This is a genomic window from Frankia sp. BMG5.60, assembly GCF_059428125.1.
The window spans coordinates 6,403,922-6,421,009 of record NZ_CM182091.1; the positions used below are offsets into that span (position 1 = coordinate 6,403,922).

A 17,088-nucleotide genomic window follows, 5' to 3' on the forward strand; every position below is an offset into this window, starting at 1 on the left:
CCGGCGCCCCCGAACGGGTGAATCGCCCTGCGTTCGGATGGTGTCCGGCACCGCCTCGCGGGGCAGGGCCCTCGCTGCCCGGATCGCCTCGTCGAGAGGTCGGCGCGAGCGATTGTCAGGGCAGGGGCGCGACGAGGGTGAGCACGCGGGTGATCTGGGCGGCGGCGAGGTTGTCGTCGCTGATCAGGGTGAGCGTCGCCGGGCCGCGGCCGGCCGGCGACGCGGCGACGGCGAGGCCCTCGTAGTTGTCGAGCAGCGGGTTGAGCTGCGGTTCCCGGCTGAGCGCGCCGAGAGTCGGGCAGCGGACGAGGTCCGCGACCGGTCGCTTGGCCACGATGTCGGCGGCCGGCGCGGTGGCGAGGTCGGCGATGCCGCCGACGTCCGGGGTCCGGTCGGCGCCGGTGACGGCGTAGAGGGTCACGGTGTTGCCGACGTTCGCCGTGAACGAGGCCTCCAGCACGACCAGCCGCCCGTCGCCGTAGGCCGTCGCCTCGGCGATCCGGTTGCCCGGGTCGACCTGATAGCCGATCTGGCGGGTCAGCCGGAACCCGCCGGGCGCGCCGGAGTCGGCGACGTAGACGAGGATTCGGCGGTAGCGGGCCTCCGCGCCGCCGGCCGGGGCGTCCCCGGCGAGCGTGCCCTCCATCGCGGCGTAGACGAACCGCCCCGACGGCGAGATCGACAGGCCCTCCAGGGTGGCGTTCGCCGTCGCCTCACCGGCGGGCGCGACCGCGAACCGGGCCGGCACCGCGAGCTCCCCGGCCTGCCGGCCGTCCCGCCCGAACACCCGCACCGACGGCTCCGTCTCCGAGCTGACCAGGAACCGCCCGTCGGGCAGCACGGCGACGCCCTCGCCGTCGAAGCTCGTCGCGTCGTACGGGGTGCCGTCCGGACGACGCAGGGTCAGCGTGCCCGTCAGCTTGGGGTGGCGTGGGTCGCGGAAGAAGAACAGCCGCGCCGGCTCCGTCCCACTGTGGTCCTGGACCGCCACGTACCCGCCGCCGCGCCGATCCGCGGCGAGCCCCGACAGCCCCCCGACCGCCACGCCGCCGATCGACGCCTTGTCCAGCGCGTCGCTGAACCCGACCGCGACCGCGGTGGGCGGGCAGATTCGCTCCCGCGGCCCGCCCGGCGCCGTCGCGGCACCGGCCGCTGCGGGCTTCCCGGCCGTCGATGCGGCTGCCGTCGTCGATGCGGCTGCGGGCGCGACGGCGGAACCCGCGAGTGCCGCCGCCGCGGCGGCCGCCAGGACGGTGCGACGGATCGCTGTCATACCGTCACCCTCGCCGGGTGAGGGTGACCGGCGGAAGGCCCGTGAGGTGAACGGCGCCCGAACAGACGCCGCCCCTTCTCTGCCCACCCTCCTCCCCTTCTCTGCCCGCCCTCCTCCACCCGGTGGGCGGTACATCACCACCAGCCTTCGGCGGCGAAGTTCTCGCCGCGTCGGAACAGGTCGATGCCGGTACGGGACGTTCCGTAGGTCCGCGCGGGGATCGCGCCGAGGGGGAACCAGGCGATTCCGGCGCACTTGTCCGGCTCGGCGTTGACCGGCTCGTCCGTCCAGCTCGCGGGCCGGAAGACCAGGCCGAGGCGCGCGATGCCGCGGTGGTTGCGGGAGTGCACCGTGGCGGTGAGGGAGAGCCTGGACCGGTCGAGGACGAGGCCGGTCTCCTCGCGGGCCTCGCGCACGAGCGCGCTGGCGGCGTCCTCGTTCTGTTCGAGTTTTCCGCTGGGTAGATTCCACCAGCCGTCGGCGAACCCTGTTCCCGCGCGCAGGGCTAGCAGCACCTGGTCGTCGCGAACCAGCAGCAGGAACACGTCAACGGGACTCGTGTAGGCCATCGGAACTCCAGGGCCGGTGGATTCAGTCCTCGTCGACCGCCGGGTCGGCGGGGGAGCCGAGCAGCGCGGTGACGGAGACGGGGAGCTGGAAGCCGATGGCCTGGCCGGACTGGTCGTCGTAGACGGCGTCCAGCAGCGGCTCGGCGTCGAGCGGGATGCGCCCGCGGCCCTGGAAGTAGGCGACGATGCGGCGCACGGGACGGGTGAACCCGCGCAGGCTGCGGTCCGCCCCGTAGCCGGCGATCCGGTACACCTCGTCGCGGCTGATGAAACCGTCGGACTCGGCGGCCCGCTCGATCGCCCGCGCCTGCACCGCCGCCTCCTGGCGCAGCCGGCCGAGGACCGCGTCGAGCGCCACCGCGGTCCAGCCGGTCTCCTGGTCCTCGGGCTCGTCGTCCCGATCGTTCCGCTCCTGCTGCAGTTGCTGGACGCGACCGACGTCGGCCAGCGCGGCGGCGGGCACCTCGACGCTGAGCACCTCCCCGGCCAGCCGGAGCAGCGTGTCGGGCCGGACCATGTACAGGGCGCAGCCGGCGGTGTCGAGCAGCTCCCGGACGAGTTCGGGCCGCGGGCCCACGGGGAGGCCCTGGTCGAGACGCCACCAGTCCTCCTTGACGTCCCCGGTGACGAAGAGGACGGCGCAGTGTCGCGCGCCGGCCTCCACCTGGATCTGCTTCCAGAGCACGTAGTCGCCGGCCGGAGCGGCACCCTTCTTCGTGCCGTCCTTGTAACCGGGCGGGCGCTGCTGCTCGACTCTGCGCAGACCCTCGTCGACCGCCTCGCGGTGCTCGTCGGGCGGCAGGGCGGGACCGACCCGCCGCTCGAGAATGGTCGCCAGTCGCTTCACGACGGGGTCGAGATTCGAGTCGGTGGAATATCGTGCCATCTCGCGGTCATGGGTGGCCGCGATCCGCTCCGACACATGGTCGAACCCGGCGGCGAGGGCCCTGTGTAGGCCGGTCGCCTCCACCGGGTCGAGGGAGAGCCGGTTAACCCAGGTGCGTATCACCTTGTCAGCCTGGTCGCGCAGCTTCAGCAGCTCGCTCTGGGCCGCCGTCGTGCCACGCGGGTCGCGCAGCACGTTGGTGCGCTGGGTCCAGAACTCCGCGACGACCTGATGCGGTGCCCACACCCGTTCGCCAAGCCCGGTGAGCACATCCAACAGGTTGTCGCGCGCGTCCGGGTGATAGCGATACAGGTTGAGCAGGACGTTCGTGTCCGGCACGACCATGCCACTCGTCAGCACCCGCCGGTAGTCCTCGACCGACGGCGTGCGGTACGCCTCGAACCCGTCGAACAGGCCGAACTTGCTTGCCGCCAATCCCGGTGTTACCGCAGAGTCCCCCATACCGGAAAACTTTATTCCTTGGTCACGGGGCGGGTCTCGGCGGGGTTCCTCGCATGGCCCGGGTGTCCAGGCGAACGCCGACGGTCGCGTCCGCTATCTTGTCAATGAGATCGGCTCGTCGTTCCCGCGCACGGTGCGGGACGTGCAGCGCGTCGGCGAGTGCCGTCAACCGGGGAATGGTTCCGAAGGTGTCGAGGTATCGCCGCGCCTCCTCTCGGCTAGACATCGCCGTCAGGGCGGCGTGCGCGGCAGTGGCCTCCTGCGGCGAGACGATATGCCCCAGATTGTCGCCGAAGGCCGGTTTGGTGGAGGTGGCTGGAACAGGGGAGCGTCCAGCCTGGCGGGCGTTCGCCGACTGCTCTCGCACGCCGAGGATCAGAGATCGCCGGCCGGAGAGGAGATCGTCCAGGCTCGCGAGGTCCAGACTCTCAACCAGGTCGGCGAGCCGTCGAAGCGCGGCCGCGAGCGCCGCCGGCCTCGTGTCATTCATCGTGCAGCGCCTCCAGTCTCGCGGTGAACTCGGCTGCTAGAGCCTGCCACTGGCCGGGAATGTCCCGCTGCTGGCGGGGTTGCGGATCCGCAAGCACGATGGGTGCGCTCGCTGTCGTGCCGCCATACCGGACGGTGTCGAAGATGATGGAGTTCAGCACCGGAAGCTTGCGCTGGACCTGGTCGATCGCGTTGCGTTGAGAGGGGGCGACCTCGTCGCGCTGGTATGACCGCACCATCGTGAAGACGACTCCAAGGATCCGAGGGATCAGCCGGGCAGGCATTCCCTTCCGTGTCGCTGCCGGGCCCGCTCTGTCGTCGTACTCGCCGACGAAATGATCGAGCCGTTCCCCGAGGTGGTCGATCGCCAGAGTGGAAAGCCGATCCGGACGGCTCGGTACCAGTAGGCAGTTGCTGGCGACGATCGCCGTCCGGGTCAGCACTCCGAAGTTCGGCGCGCAGTCGAACAGCACGAGATCATAACTGGCCTCCCGCACGGTCTCCAGCGCAGCGACAAGTCGTCCGTATACCCGGAGGAACGGCGTTCGTGGGGGATTCGGGCCGCCGAGCTCGTGGATAAGTCGCTCCTCGGCGTCGCTCAGCCGCAGATCAGCGGAGACGAGGTCGAGCTGGCCGCCGTCGAGATAGAAATTGGCCTGTTCCGGCGTCGACACGAAAGGCAGGAGGCTCGGCGGGGCACCCCGTGCCCGCCATGACTCCAGCCAGCGGTAGATTGTCCGCTCAGGTCGGATCCGCTCCTGCCAGTCTTCCGGTCGGTAGAACGACAAAGAGAGACTGGACTGCGGGTCGAGGTCGATGAGCAGGACCTTGCGGCCCTCGCGGGCGAGCTGGGCGCCGAGATTGGCGGTGACGGTGGTCTTGCCGACGCCGCCCTTGTAGTTGACGACGGTGACCACGCGCATGTCCGCCTCCGACCGGGCCGCCCCCGCAGCGGGCCACGGATCGGACGCTAATAGTCGGGGCCGACGGCGTTCGGGCGTTCGGATCAGCCCGGACAATCGCGTCATCGGGTGCCCGCTTGGCGCCTTATGCGCTTATTTGGCGCTCGCGGGTGCGCGAGACGGGCGCAGCGGAACCGTCGTCGGTGCGCGTCTCGGGGGCCAGTCCTCCTTGGCGCGGGCGATGACCTCCTCGTCGGTCAGGGGAGAGGCGGGATGGTGGGTCAGGCACAGCGGGGTGCGGATCTTCTCGAAGGTCAACGCCTCGCTGGTGGCGTAGAACTCGCCGACGCCGAGCCGGCCGATGTCCGCCGCGTCGCCGCCGCTGGCGCGCGCCATCAGCCGGGCCGCGTCGATCTGGGTCGGGCTGTTGAGCCGGCCGAACAACTGCGTGGTGGCGTTGCCGGGGATGCCGTTGTGCAGGTTCTTCGGCGCCTGGGTCGCGAACACCAGCCCGAGGCCGTACTTGCGGGCCTGGGCGGCGAGCGCCAGCGTGCTCGCGGTGCAGGCGGTCGTCGGCCCCGACGGGGCAAACGTCTGCGCCTCGTCCATGACAAACAGCCCGCCGAGGGGACGCTCGCCCGCGGGGTTGCGTTTCACCCAGGCGAACAGGGCGAGCTGGAGCTGGTTGACGAAGCTCTGCCGCTGCTCGTCCTGAGGCAGCCCGATCAGGCTGATCACGGAGACGCGGGCGCGGCGTCCCGTGGCCGGGCGCAGCAGCGCCCCGGGATCGACCGGCGCGCCCTGCCCGCCGAACAGCGGATCGTTCACCATCGCCGCGCGCAGCGTCTGGGCCAGGCTCTTCGCGAGCTTGTCGGCCGGGTCGAGGTCGGTCACCCCGTCGGGCAGGTCCGCGAGCAGCTCGACGAACGCGGTCAGACCGGACCGGTTCCCTCGGGCGAAATGACGTAGCGCGGCGGTGAGGATCGCCCGGCCGATGCTGGCCCGGGACGTCGCGCCGGTCACGCCCGCCCGCGCGGCGAGCGTGGCCACGGCCGCGTCGATCGCCGCGGCGAACTCGTCCGGGTCGTCGCGCAGACCGGCGAAGTCGGGCAGCGGCTGGAAGCTCACCGGCCGGCCGCCGTCGCGCCGTGGCGTCCAGATCACCACGTCGGTGCCGGCGAGGTAGTCGTCGGCGAGGCTCTTGTCCTCGCCCTGCCAGCCGGCCGGCGGACTCGGCCACGCCTCGCCCAGCCGGGCCAGGTCGTTGTTCGGGTCCAGCACGATCGAGGACACGCCCCGCAGCGCCGCCTCCTCGATCAGCCGCCGGATCAGGACGGTCTTGCCCGACCCCGACCCGGCGAAGATCGCCACGTGCCGGCGCAGGACGGCCAGATCGAGCCGGGCCGGTTCCGCCGAAGCCAGCGAGGTGCCTAGGACGAAGGCGGACGGCGTGCCCGGCGCGCTCGTCCGCTCGGTGGGGGCGGGGATGCCGGCGACCCGGTCGGGGGAGCCGTTCGCCGATGTCGGGCAGCCGCCGGCCGCACCCGCCCTGTCGTCCACTGTCCGCGCGGCGCCGGCCTCGGGTTCTGCGGCGCCGCCGGGGGGTTCGACGGCGGCGTCCCCCAAGGCCGTGCGCAGCAGGGACGTTGCGCTGGCGGGGCGGCGCGCGGTCAGCCATTCGCGCAGGTGGGGATGCTGACGGTCGAACAGGGTCCGCAGCGCCGCGAAGGTGGCCAGGTCGTCGCGGTCGAGGCGGTGCACGACGCCGCCCGCCTCGGTGAAGGCGGCGAGTGCCTCGTGCGTCTTCGTGCCGTGGCCCCAGTCGGTGTTGCGCAGCAGGAACAGCCGCCGGCGCGGATTGCCGGCGGCGATCCCGGACATGACGCAGGCGCTGGTGATGCGGGGCAGGATCGCCCGGCCGTGGCCGGAAGTGATCGCCCGGAACGACCACTGAGCCTGCTCGCCGGTCTCGGCGTTGAGGGTGTGGGACAGCCGGGCGTGCAGCGGCGGTCGGGCGCTCGGGCTCGGTTCGAGGCCGAAGCCGCGGCGCGTCCCGCCGTTCTCGGTGATCCAGGCGGTGAGTCCCGCGTTCAGTAGCTCCGGCATGACGATGTCCTCATTGGCCGGCGTCACGCTCGGCACGGTCGCGACCAGTTCGGCGAACACCGCGTCCAGCGCCGCCAGGGATGGTTCGGCCGGATGCGGCGGCGTCCCCGCGGTCGAGGCCGGCCCGGTCGAGTTCCCGTCCGCCGCGGGTGTCGAACCGACTCGCCTCGCACCCTCCTGGGACGCGGCCGCCGGCCGGGCTTCGGCCTGGCCGGCCACTTCCCCCGCGCTCCCAGCCATACCGGATCCGACGGTCCCGGCGGATCCGGCCGCGGTTGCGGACGCATCGGGCCTGGCCGGTTCGGCGGCCCGGGCGGCAGCGTGCGCGTCGGGTTGCGCGGAGAAGTCGTCCAGCTCGCGGACGACGCCGGCGGACAGGCAGGTCTCCAGATGCCGGTCGATGCGTTGTAGCAGCTCGCGTGGGGTGTAGTGGGGGGCGCGGTCGAACGCCGCGCGCTTCACCGGCCAGGTCGGGTACGGCGGGGTGAAGCCGATCCGGTCGAAGTCCTCCCGGAACCGCCGCTCGATGATTCGGACGGTGATCGCGGGATCCTCAAGCCGATTGAGCGGCATGATCTCGTGGAAGCGGTCGCGCACGGACGTCACCGCGTTCTCCCGGAACAGGATCCAGCTCGCTGGCAGGCAGGCCAGCAGGCACAGCGTCCGCTCGGTCCGCTCATGCAGCATGAGCAGCCCGTCGGCGAGCACGTTGAACGCCACCGACCCGCCGCGCCGCCCGTCCGGATCGTCGTCACGGACCGCTGCCTCGGCCACAACCGTGTCGACCTGGTCCACCGCGATCACGCTTGGCCCGGTCAGGGCCAGCAGCCGGGACAGCTCGTGCACGATGTCGGCCGGGCGGCGGGTGGCGGGCCGGATGCCGCGGCGGGCCCGCTCGCCGGGCTCCTGTTCGTCCATCGATCGCAGATACGTCTCGCCAACGGTCAGCTCGTCGTAGTCGTCGGAGTTGTACAGCGTCAGAGCCCGCAGGGTGTGCTGACATTCCCGGGCCAGCGCCCGGTCGTGGTCGCCCAGCGCGACGATGAGGTCCTTCAGGTGCCCCGGCTCCAACGCCGTCTCGCCCACGACGGAGGCGGTCAGCTCCGCGGGTACGCGCAGTAGCTCGCACAGCGACCGCAGGAACCGTCGAAGCTGGGTCTCCCCGTCGACGGGCCGGAACAGGTCGGACAGCATCGACCCGACGACACTGGCATGGAACGCCTCGCTGCTCGCGTGCCCGACCAGGAAGAAGTACCCGCCGAGTTCCTGGACCTGCTGACGGACCCAGCCAAGCAGGTGCGTCTTGCCCGCGCCGGCCTGGCCCTGCACGACGACGCCGAGCGGCTTGCGCGTGTCGGCCTCCATCAGCGCGGCGAGGATGCGTCGCCGCGGCTCCGTGTGCAGGCCGTCGACGTGGACCGGGGAGCTGCGCCAGACGTCCTCCAGCGCGTGCACCCAGTCCAGCCTGACAGCGGCCAGGGCGTCCAGTTCGGTGATCATGCCGGTCCGATCAGCAGCAGGTGGTTGTCGTGCTCGCCGATGCGGACCGCCGCCGCGCGGTCCGCGGCATTCAGCGACTTCTGGTCCTCGTCCGGCACGACCCGCACGTCCGGCTGGCGCGCCATCCGCCGCAACGCCCGGTCGACCTGAGCCTTGGCCGTGCCGCCGAGAAGCGGGCGGACCTTCGCCAGCCGCACCCAGTCGTACGGCCCGGCGGCGAGACTGGCGTACGCCGCCCGGATAGCCGCCTCGATGGCCACGCCACCGTCCTCGTCGACCAGGCCGTCCGCGGGCCGACCGCTGTCCGCAGGCCTGGCTTCGTCCGCGGGCTCGGCGTCCACGGTTGCCGTCGTCGCTGTCGATGGAGCCGTCGCGGTGCCCGCCGCCGGTTCCGTGCTCGGATCGGGCAGCGCCGGGGTCGTGGCACTCGCCGGCGGGGAATCGGCCGGGCCGGGCGGATCGGCGCGGAACAACTCCCCGATGGCGATCTGCTCCCGTTCCAGGAACCGGTGCAGGCCCTCGGCGACGGCGAAGAAGACCCCGGCGGGCAGGGTGCCCGTCTCGATCGGACGCGGCGCCAACTCCTGGCAGCCCCGTGCCCAGCCGGCGTCGGTGACCTGATGGAACAGGAAGTTGCCGTGCCCGGGCACCTTGCCGCTCTCGACGAGGCGCAGCTCGTTGAGCCGGCGGCGCTCGGCGCCGACCAGGGTGAAGCGGAACCGCTCGCGCAGCTCCTCGTTGGAGATCGGCCGGTCCTGGGCGAGCAGGGCCAGCAGGATCGCCGCCTCCCGGGCGGACAGGGCTGAGCGGTCGCTGCTGGCTGATCCCGTGCGGCGCGCCGTGGTCGGGCGGGCCGGGGCGCTCGTGGGGGCTGGGGAGCTCGTGGGGGCTGGGGAGCTCGTGGGGGTCGGAGAGCTGGCGGGGGTCGGGGAGTTGGCGGGGGTCATGGTCCTATGCCTCTTTCGGAGTCTTTCGGCGCGCTTCGACGCATCGTTCGATCTGGCTCGCGACGGCGTCCACGTCGTCGAGCACCTGGTCGTTGGTGAACCGCAGGACGGCGAAACCGTCGAGGACGAGTTCGGCGTCCCGCCGCCGGTCCGATTCGTAGTGCGCAATCCCGCGGTGTTCCGGGCCGTCGACCTCGATGACCACCCGCTCGGCGGACCAGATGAGGTCGAGGTAGTGCAGCCCGGTCAGGGGGCCGGAGCGGTAGGGCTGGTTCCAGGCCCGCCCGTGCGCCCACTCCTTGGCGCGCAACGCGCCTTCGAGCCGCTTCTCCGCCCGGCTCGCCGGATGCGGCCGGCCGACGACCGCCGGCAGGACCACTCGGTTCGGTCGGTCATCGCCGCCCGCCGGCATACCCGGCTCATCCGTCGCCGTCGCCGTCGCTGTCGCCGTTGTCGGTGTCGCCGTCGCCGTCGGTGCCGTCGTCGTCGACGCCGACGGTGGGGCGGCTGGCGCCCTCCAGGTGGACTGCGGCCGGGCCGGCTCCGCCCCGGCGCTCCGCGCCCGGATGCGCCCCTCGCGCGTCGCTGCCGTCGGCTCCATCTGGTTGATCGCGGCCGTGGTCAGGGCCGCGGGGGTCGGTGTGGCGCCCTCGCCCGGCAGCGGGGACGCCGCAGTCTCGGACGCCCCGTCGGCCGGGGCCGGGCGCCCGCTCGCGGGGCAGGACACGGTCCTGACCTGGTCGGCGTCCGGGCCGTCGGGGAGCCCGGTCAACCACACGCCGACGCGTGCCGTATAGGCGAACCAGGCCAGTGCGTCGAGGGCGGTCCGTCGGTCGCGGAGCCGACCCCCGGATGCCCCCGGATCGACGAGCAGCACCAGCCGATCACGGCCGAACCCGGCGGCGATGGCCTTCGCGACGCCCGCGGCCCGTACCTCGACGGTGAACCGCGTGCCCGTCGGCGCCCCGCGCAGGGACCGCTCGGCCAGATCCGCCAGGTACGGCCCGAAGACGTCCAGCGCGGCGGCGCTCCGGCTGGCGAGGGCCCGCGCCGCGGCCACGCCCACCCCGCCCGCCGACTCGATGACCTCGGCGCCTGGCAGCCAGTCGGGGAACAGCGCCACCGCGACCGACTCCAGATCGGCGAGCAACGCCCGTTGGCAGGCGGCGAGCGACGGCTGTGCGTCCGGGCGGTAGCCGAGGACGGCGGGCGCGTCGGCGGGCAACGGGTCCAGCGCGGCGCGGACCGCCGGTTCGACCGTGTCGGCCAGCCGGATGACCCGGTCCGCGGGCAGCGTCGCCCAGGATCCACCGCGCCGGCGCCGGGGCGCCGCCGCCGGCCGACCTGACTTCTTTGGCGGGTTCGCGCGTGGTGCGTCTCGGGCGGCCTGCCCCGGATTGCGGGCGGCCTCCGCTGGGCCCCGGGCGGCAGGGTCTGATGGGCCTCGGGCGGCAGGGTCGGAGAGCGGAGAGGCTGGGGCCGCGTTCGGAGAGGAAGACACCGAGGCATTGCCGCTGCCCGGCCGGATCGCCAGCATCGTCGCGGGCCGTGGCTGCGTGGTCCGGGGCGGACCACCGGGTGCGGCGACCGGGGGGCGAGCAGTGCCGGCGGCCTGGTTCGTTCTTCGTCGCCATGCGGACGCCGCTTCGCCGGTCGGCGGTGTGGCCGGACTTCCGGCCCGCGAGCCACAGCCGGTTGGGGCCGAGGGAAAGGCGGGTTCGGCCAGCCGGGTTTGCGCCTGGGCTGGGAAGGCTGGTTCGATACTCGGCTTCGCGCGTCCGTCGATCGCGTGCCGGACCAGGGCGATCAGCGTGTCACGGGCGGAATCGGCGGGCTGGTCGAACAGGTCGATGGGGGCGAGCTGCTTCAGTAACCCGGGCAGCTCGCAGTCCTCGACCCGGACAGGCAGGAGCCGCCGCCCGGCTCCGGACGGGTCGGCGGCGAACGCCGCCTGCCACTCCGGGGTGTCGTCCAGGGAGCGCAGATACGCCGCAGACAGCACGACGATGGTGCGTTCCGCGCCGACGACGCCCTGCTGGATATGCAGGCTCCAGTTCGATCCTGGCACGAAGTCCCAGGCCCGGATGAGCACCCGGTAATGCGCGGACTCCAGTTGCCAGGCGAGCCACTCGGCCCACTGGCGATCTTCGGCCGCATACGAAAGAAAGAAGTCCCATCGTCCCATGGCCGACACGCCGTCCTCACCCCCGTTTCGGACTCGGCGCCGATTGTGCCACCGGGCCGCAAGGCCCGTGACGGCCGGTGGTTCCGGTACCCGCGGGGCCGCCCGCAGCCGACAGCCGATCACCCACCGCCGGGCGTCGAGCGGCCCGTGCTTTTCGTGGCACCTTCTCTCGCGATCCGACCGACGCGGTGTTCCCCGAAACCCGCCGACCTCCCGGCCGAGAAATCCGAGGTGTTTGCTCGGAGAACAACGGCGAGGGAGTCCTCCCGCCCCGAACTGCCGTTTCGAAGAACCCATCGGGCCCGTGTCGGGGACGGTGGATAGGACGTCGGCGGTAATCCCGGGCGGCCACGGGCGCTCGCTGTCACCGTCCCGGTCGTCGTCCGCGCCCCGGCACGCTGACCGCTCTGGCGCCGGATCGGCCGGAGGCGCTCGGTTATAGTCGGCTCACGGATGATCCCGACCTGGTGGCGGGCCGGGGCGGCGGGGGAACGCGGCGGACGCGGAGTAGCGCGTGATCGTGCAGGGGCACGTCCAGGCGGTGCTGCCGGACTACGAGATCGGCGCCGAGCTCGGCCGGGGTGGATTCGGCCGCGTGTTCGCCGCCCGGCATCGCCGGCTCGACCGGGACGTGGCGGTCAAGGTGCTGGCGGTGCCCGCGCCCGCGCCGGAGCTGCCCGCCGACGGCGTCGACGCCGAGGCGCGGATCGTCGCCAGCCTCGACCATCCGCACATCGTCCGGGTCCTCGACTACGTGCGCGACGCGGACATGGCGCTCATCGTCATGGAGCTGCTGCCCGGCGGGACGCTCGCGCGGCGCGCGCAGGCGGGGCTCGCGCCGCCGGCCGCCTGCGCCACCGTCGCGGCGGTCGCCGTCGCCCTCGACCGGGTGCATCGCGAGGGCCTGCTGCACCGCGACATCAAGCCGTCGAACATCCTGTTCGCCGCGGACGGGGCGCCCAAGCTCACCGACTTCGGCATCGCGCGGCTGTTGGAGGCGACCGGTACCGCCACGCCGACGAGCGTGGTCGGTTCGACGCCGTACCTGGCGCCCGAGCAGTTCGACCTCTCCGCCGCCGGGGTGGCCGCCGACGTCTACGCCCTCGGCGCGGTGCTGTACGAGCTGCTGGCCGGCTCGCCGCCGTTCGGGGCCGACCCGCGTCCACACGTCATGGCCGAGCGGCACCGCCGCGCCGTGCCGCACCCGCTGCCGCGGATCCCCGCCGAGCTGGCGGCCGTCACCCTGCGGGCGCTCGCGAAGGATCCGGCGGACCGCCAGCCGAGCGCGTTGGCCTTCGCGGCGGACCTGATCGCCGCCACCAGGTACGCGTTCGGACCGGACTGGCTGGCGGGCACCGGGATCAGCTTCCGCGGCGACGAGGACCTGCGTCGCCGCATCCGCGGCCCGCTCCCGCCGACGCGGCGCTACCGGCCGGCGGACGCCAGCCTCCCGACCGACGGTCGGCCCCCGGGCGCGGGCGGCGGCGGGTCCAGTTCGCGATACGCCGGGGTCGTGCGGTCCCTGCGGTCCCTGCGGGACGGGGCCAGGCCGGTGTGGGCGCGGGCGGGGAAGCTCGGCTGGTCCGCGTCGGCGCTGATCGCGGTCGTCCTCGCCGTCGCCGTGCTGCTCGCCACCGGCGTCCTGCGCGTCGGATCGGGTGGCGGCGGCGGACCCGCGGCCGCGCCCGTCCGCCCGAGTGCCCCGCCGGCGTACCCGGTGAGCGCGCCGTTGCCGCTGCGGGGCCTGGTCAGCCTGGCGGCGGACGGCGACGGCGGCATCCTACTCGCCGACTCCAGCCAGCACGCGCTGACGCTGTTCGCGCGGGGGGCGGCCAGCACCGTCGTCGGCCGGGCCGCCGCCGACCGCAGCGGCCAGCCGGGACCGGCCCGGGACGAACCCGCCGCGGTCGCCGCGCTGCGCCGCCCGGCCGGCATCGCCGCCGGCGGCGGGTCCGTCTTCGTCGCCGACGAGTGGAACTGCGTCGTCCGCCGGGTCTACCGGCCGGCGGGTCAGCCGTGGCGGGTCGAGACCGTCGCGGGGCGCCCGTCGACGGAGGCGGTGGACCGGGTGCTGGCGGGCGCGGCCGACCGCGGCAAGTCGGTGGCGCCGGCGACGATCTGCCCGGTGGGCGGTGGGGGCGGGCCGAAGAACGTCGGCGCGCAGATCGGCACGCCGACCAGCGTCGCGGTGAGCCCGAGCGGGGTCCTGTACTTCACCACCGGCTACGTCGGCCAGGTCTGGAAGATCGATCCCGCCGCCGGATCGGGTGACTACCGGACCACCGCGGCGCAGCTCGTCGCCGGCAACGGCGCCGCCACCGCCCGCGGCCACCGGGCGGCCCACGAACGCCGGTACGACGACGGCACCGACCGGGCGAGCGAGGTCCCGCTGGCCAACGCCTACAGCGTCGCGGTCGATGCCGCCGGCCGGGTGTACGTCCTGTCGTACGCCGACGGGCACGCCCGCATCCACGTCGTTGAGGACGGCCGGATCAGGACCGTGGTCGACCGCGGCCTCGACGACGCCGACATCACCAGCCTCACGCCGGCCCCTGGCGGCGAGGGGGTGCTGTTCACCGACGCCCGGCACGGGACGGTCTGGCAGGTGGGGGACCGGCCGGGCGGCACCGGCACCGGCACCGCCCGCACCGCCACCGCCACCGCCACCGCCGGCGCCGTCGCCCTCGCCCGGCCCGTCCTGCGACAGGCGTGCGTCGGCGACACCGAGCGGCTGTTCGGCGTCCTCGCCGATCGCGGCGGCGACCTGTACTACACCTGCAACGACGCCACCCAGGCGTCGCTCTACCGGATGCCCGCGCGTGCGCTCGCCGCCGGCGGATCCGGTCCGGGCCAGCGCATCCTGTACTGACCGCGGGTTGCGCCCGGTGGGCGGGGTTCGGTCGACCGCGGTCGGTGCAGGCGGGACGATCCGGTCGGCGGGCAGCCGCCCGTGCGCCGAGACGGTCCGCGGGAGGATGGTTCATGACAACCGACGGTCGGGTGCTCTACCTCGTCGCCTGCGGTGGGTATCCCGCGGTCGAGCTGCCGGCGTTCGTCGAGCACGCCCGGTCCGCCGGGTGGGACGTGTGCGTGATCGCCACTCCGGCCGCGATGGTGTTTCTCGACGCCGGGCGGCTCGCCGAGCTCACCGGCCATCCGGTCCGCTCCGCGTACAAGCGGCCGGGGGAGCCCGACGTGCTGCCGCCGGCCGACGTCTTCGTCGTCGCGCCGGCGACGTTCAACACCGTCAACAAGATCGTCGCGGGCATCTCGGACACCCTGGCGCTGGGCCTGCTCAACGAGGCTCTCGGCGCGGGTCTGCCGATCATCATGGCGCCCTACCCGAACAGTGCCCTGGCCGGCCACCCCGCCTACGCCGCGAGCGTCGAGGCGCTGCGCTCCTGGGGCGTGCGCCTCGTGTTCGGTCGGCCCGGTGACCCGCGCGGCGGCGCCGACCAGCCCGGCCGGGAGAACACCGCCTTTCCCTGGGACGGCCTGCGTGCCGCGCTCGAAGCCCTCCCGCCGGCTCGTGGCGGGACGGGGCAGGCCAGATGAAAGGTCCTTTGTCCTGCAACATTCCCACCGGGACGGCCCGTCTTGTCCCGCCTGCGTCCCTGCCTGCCCCCGCCGCCGATTCCGGTCGTCGTTCCGGCGGCGCGGGATGTTTGGCGGCGAGCCTCCGCGGAACGCCGTGGATATCCCTGCGACCTCCCGGAACTGCGAAGGAGGCATCCCATGACGACTGGTGAGACCGGGGCGACTGGTGAGACCGGGGCGACTGGTGAGACCGGGGCGACTGGTGCGACCGGGTTCAGCGACATCGTCCACGACCTGATCACGGTGCAGTACCACGCGCTGAAGGCCGGGAACGACTACGACCAGTTCATCCGCGACGCGGAGAACGCCGACGAGCGGGAGATCGCCGAGTTCTTCCGCACCCTGATGAGGGAGGACGCCGACCGTGCGAGGGCCTGCCACCGGTACCTCGCCCACCTGTCCGGCACTCCGGCCGCGGGTTCCGCCGTGACCTGACCTGATCTGACCGATCCGGTCCGGCCGGGTCCTGGTGAGGTGCTGGTGAGGTTGGGCCTGCGCGCCATACCCGGTCGATCCGGTCGGATTCGGCCACCCCGGGAGGCCGGGTGCGGCGGATACTGCGACGATGAGCCGTGCGTCGGCGCCGACTCATCCGCCTTGTGGCCTTTGTCTGTGTGATCGGATGCGGGTTCGTCCTCGTGGGATGCGTCGGTGGCACACCCCCGCCGCGCCGGCCCGAGGCGGCCCGCGTCCCGACGTCGACCGGCCCCGGCGGTGATCAGGCCCGGGGCTTCGACGTGCGGGCCGAGAACGCCCGCCCGGGGGCCGAGTGCGGCCTGAGTCAGCTCGGCCCGCAGAACGCGGTGGAGGGCTGGCTCGACCACGCCAGCGTCGCCGCGGGCACGCCGGTCCGGCTGTTCGCGTCGACCACGGCCCCCTCGCTGACGATCTCGGCCTTTCGCACCGGGTGGTACGGCGGGCGGACCTGCCGCCTGATGACGACGGTCGGGCCGCTTCCCGGCCGTCGCCAGGCCGGCCAGGCGCACAGCCCCGCGACCAACACGATCTCCGCGGCGTCCTGGGCACCCACCACCACCTTCGCCACCGCCTCCTGGCCGCCCGGTGACTACCTGTTCCGGCTGGACGCCTCCGACGGAAACCACCGGTACGTGCCGCTGACCGTCCGGGGGCCGTCCGCCGCGGGACGGGTGGTGATCCTCAGCGCGGTGACCACCTGGCAGGCCTACAACGCCTGGGGCGGTTACAGCCTCTACCACGGTCCGCGCGGTTTCGCGGACCGGGCGAGGGTCGTCTCGTTCGACCGGCCGTACGACTACGGCGACGGCGCGGCGGACTTCACCGGCAACGAGGAGCCCCTCGTGGCTCTCGCCGAGCGCCTCGGCCTGCCGGTGTCCTACGCCACCGATCTCGACCTGCACGCCGACCCGCACCTGCTCGACGGCGCCCGGGCGGTGATCTCACTGGGCCACGACGAGTACTACTCCCCGGCGATGCGGGCCGCGCTGACCGCCGCCCGCGACCGCGGCACGAACCTCGCGTTTCTGGGCGCCAACGCCGTGTACCGGCGGATCCGCCTCGACCCGTCGCCGCTGGGACCCGATCGGCTGGAGACCGCCTACAAGGTCGGGCAGGAGGATCCCCTGTACGGCCGCGACGACGCGCACATCACCGCCAACTGGCCCTCCCCGCCGAACGCGGACCCCGAAAGCTCGCTGACCGGCGGGATGTACCAGTGCAACCCGGTCCACGGCGACCTGATCGTCGCCCGCCCGCAGTCGTGGCTGCTCGAGGGCACGGGGCTCGCGGCCGGCGCCCGCCTGCCCGGCCTGATCGGCTCCGAGTACGACCGGGTCGACCTCGCCTACCCCACCCCGCGGCCGATCGAGGTGATCGCCCACTCGCCGATCACCTGCCGCGGCGTCCACGACTTCTCCGACGTCAGCTACTACACGACGCCGTCCGGGGCGGGCGTGTTCGACAGTGGGACCAGCGCCTGGGTCTGCCCGCTGGCCGACGTCTGCGGGCCCGGGACCGGTGGCCCGGTCATCCAACGGGCGATCACCCAGATCACCACGAACCTGCTGACCGCCTTCGCCGCGGGTCCGGCCGGGTTGCGCCATCCCGCCGTCGACGCCGTCCCGGCCGAGGACCACGGCGGCACCGCGCCGGGAGAGAAGAACTGACCGGCCGGGGTCGGGCGCGGTAGCGGGG

General features: G+C 73.4%; 12 protein-coding genes. 4 read left to right on the top strand and 8 right to left on the bottom strand.

The window, feature by feature from the left end; genetic code table 11:
* Window positions 1-115: 115 nt before the first annotated feature.
* The 8 genes from AC5R91_RS26215 to AC5R91_RS26250 form a co-directional block, all read right to left on the bottom strand.
* The gene (locus AC5R91_RS26215) at window positions 116-1,273 is read right to left on the bottom strand and encodes an esterase-like activity of phytase family protein (RefSeq protein WP_495393956.1); all 1,158 of its coding nucleotides are present in this window, start codon (window positions 1,271-1,273) and stop codon (window positions 116-118) included.
* A gap of 134 nt (window positions 1,274-1,407) precedes the next feature.
* Window positions 1,408-1,842 (bottom strand): NUDIX hydrolase, encoded by a 435-nt coding sequence (locus AC5R91_RS26220; protein WP_495393957.1) that lies wholly within the window; start codon window positions 1,840-1,842, stop codon window positions 1,408-1,410.
* Window positions 1,843-1,864: 22 nt separating this feature from the next.
* Window positions 1,865-3,163 carry a PIN-like domain-containing protein gene (locus AC5R91_RS26225; protein ID WP_495393958.1) on the bottom strand — a complete coding sequence of 433 codons (1,299 nt, stop codon included), beginning with the start codon at window positions 3,161-3,163 and terminating at the stop codon, window positions 1,865-1,867.
* A gap of 49 nt (window positions 3,164-3,212) precedes the next feature.
* A complete protein-coding gene (locus tag AC5R91_RS26230) occupies window positions 3,213-3,680 on the bottom strand; it encodes a hypothetical protein (RefSeq protein ID WP_495393959.1) in 468 nt (155 codons plus the stop codon).
* Window positions 3,673-4,596, bottom strand: coding sequence for a ParA family protein (locus AC5R91_RS26235; RefSeq protein WP_495393960.1), 924 nt, complete (start codon window positions 4,594-4,596; stop codon window positions 3,673-3,675). Before AC5R91_RS26235 ends, AC5R91_RS26230 begins: the two co-directional genes overlap by 8 nt.
* Window positions 4,597-4,734: 138 nt before the next feature.
* On the bottom strand, window positions 4,735-8,187 hold the full coding sequence (locus AC5R91_RS26240) for a helicase HerA domain-containing protein (protein WP_495393961.1): 3,453 nt from the start codon (window positions 8,185-8,187) through the stop codon (window positions 4,735-4,737).
* On the bottom strand, window positions 8,184-9,134 hold the full coding sequence (locus AC5R91_RS26245) for a hypothetical protein (RefSeq protein WP_495393962.1): 951 nt from the start codon (window positions 9,132-9,134) through the stop codon (window positions 8,184-8,186). The genes AC5R91_RS26240 and AC5R91_RS26245 overlap by 4 nt, the downstream gene beginning before the upstream one ends.
* A gap of 4 nt (window positions 9,135-9,138) precedes the next feature.
* The gene (locus AC5R91_RS26250) at window positions 9,139-11,319 is read right to left on the bottom strand and encodes a TIR domain-containing protein (RefSeq protein ID WP_495393963.1); all 2,181 of its coding nucleotides are present in this window, start codon (window positions 11,317-11,319) and stop codon (window positions 9,139-9,141) included.
* A 514-nt stretch (window positions 11,320-11,833) separates the two neighbouring features.
* Between AC5R91_RS26250 and AC5R91_RS26255 the strand changes: the two genes are divergently transcribed.
* The 4 genes from AC5R91_RS26255 (at window position 11,834) to AC5R91_RS26270 (ending at window position 17,060) form a co-directional block, all read left to right on the top strand.
* On the top strand, window positions 11,834-14,188 hold the full coding sequence (locus AC5R91_RS26255) for a protein kinase domain-containing protein (protein ID WP_495393964.1): 2,355 nt from the start codon (window positions 11,834-11,836) through the stop codon (window positions 14,186-14,188).
* A gap of 113 nt (window positions 14,189-14,301) precedes the next feature.
* Complete coding sequence (locus AC5R91_RS26260) at window positions 14,302-14,874, top strand: flavoprotein (protein WP_495393965.1); 573 nt, start codon at window positions 14,302-14,304, stop codon at window positions 14,872-14,874.
* Window positions 14,875-15,054: 180 nt separating this feature from the next.
* Window positions 15,055-15,351, top strand: coding sequence for an acyl carrier protein (locus tag AC5R91_RS26265; RefSeq protein ID WP_495393966.1), 297 nt, complete (start codon window positions 15,055-15,057; stop codon window positions 15,349-15,351).
* 203 nt (window positions 15,352-15,554) lie between these two features.
* Window positions 15,555-17,060, top strand: coding sequence for a N,N-dimethylformamidase beta subunit family domain-containing protein (locus AC5R91_RS26270; protein WP_495393967.1), 1,506 nt, complete (start codon window positions 15,555-15,557; stop codon window positions 17,058-17,060).
* The last annotated feature ends 28 nt before the right edge of the window (window positions 17,061-17,088 follow it).

Coding starts and splice junctions, on each gene's coding strand:
- AC5R91_RS26215 (WP_495393956.1), bottom strand. CDS start 1,273: ATGACAGCGATCCGTCGCACCGTCCTGGCGGCCGCCGCGGCGGCGGCA.
- AC5R91_RS26250 (WP_495393963.1), bottom strand. CDS start 11,319: ATGGGACGATGGGACTTCTTTCTTTCGTATGCGGCCGAAGATCGCCAG.
- AC5R91_RS26265 (WP_495393966.1), top strand. CDS start 15,055: ATGACGACTGGTGAGACCGGGGCGACTGGTGAGACCGGGGCGACTGGT.
- AC5R91_RS26230 (WP_495393959.1), bottom strand. CDS start 3,680: ATGAATGACACGAGGCCGGCGGCGCTCGCGGCCGCGCTTCGACGGCTC.
- AC5R91_RS26220 (WP_495393957.1), bottom strand. CDS start 1,842: ATGGCCTACACGAGTCCCGTTGACGTGTTCCTGCTGCTGGTTCGCGAC.
- AC5R91_RS26260 (WP_495393965.1), top strand. CDS start 14,302: ATGACAACCGACGGTCGGGTGCTCTACCTCGTCGCCTGCGGTGGGTAT.
- AC5R91_RS26240 (WP_495393961.1), bottom strand. CDS start 8,187: ATGATCACCGAACTGGACGCCCTGGCCGCTGTCAGGCTGGACTGGGTG.
- AC5R91_RS26245 (WP_495393962.1), bottom strand. CDS start 9,134: ATGACCCCCGCCAACTCCCCGACCCCCGCCAGCTCTCCGACCCCCACG.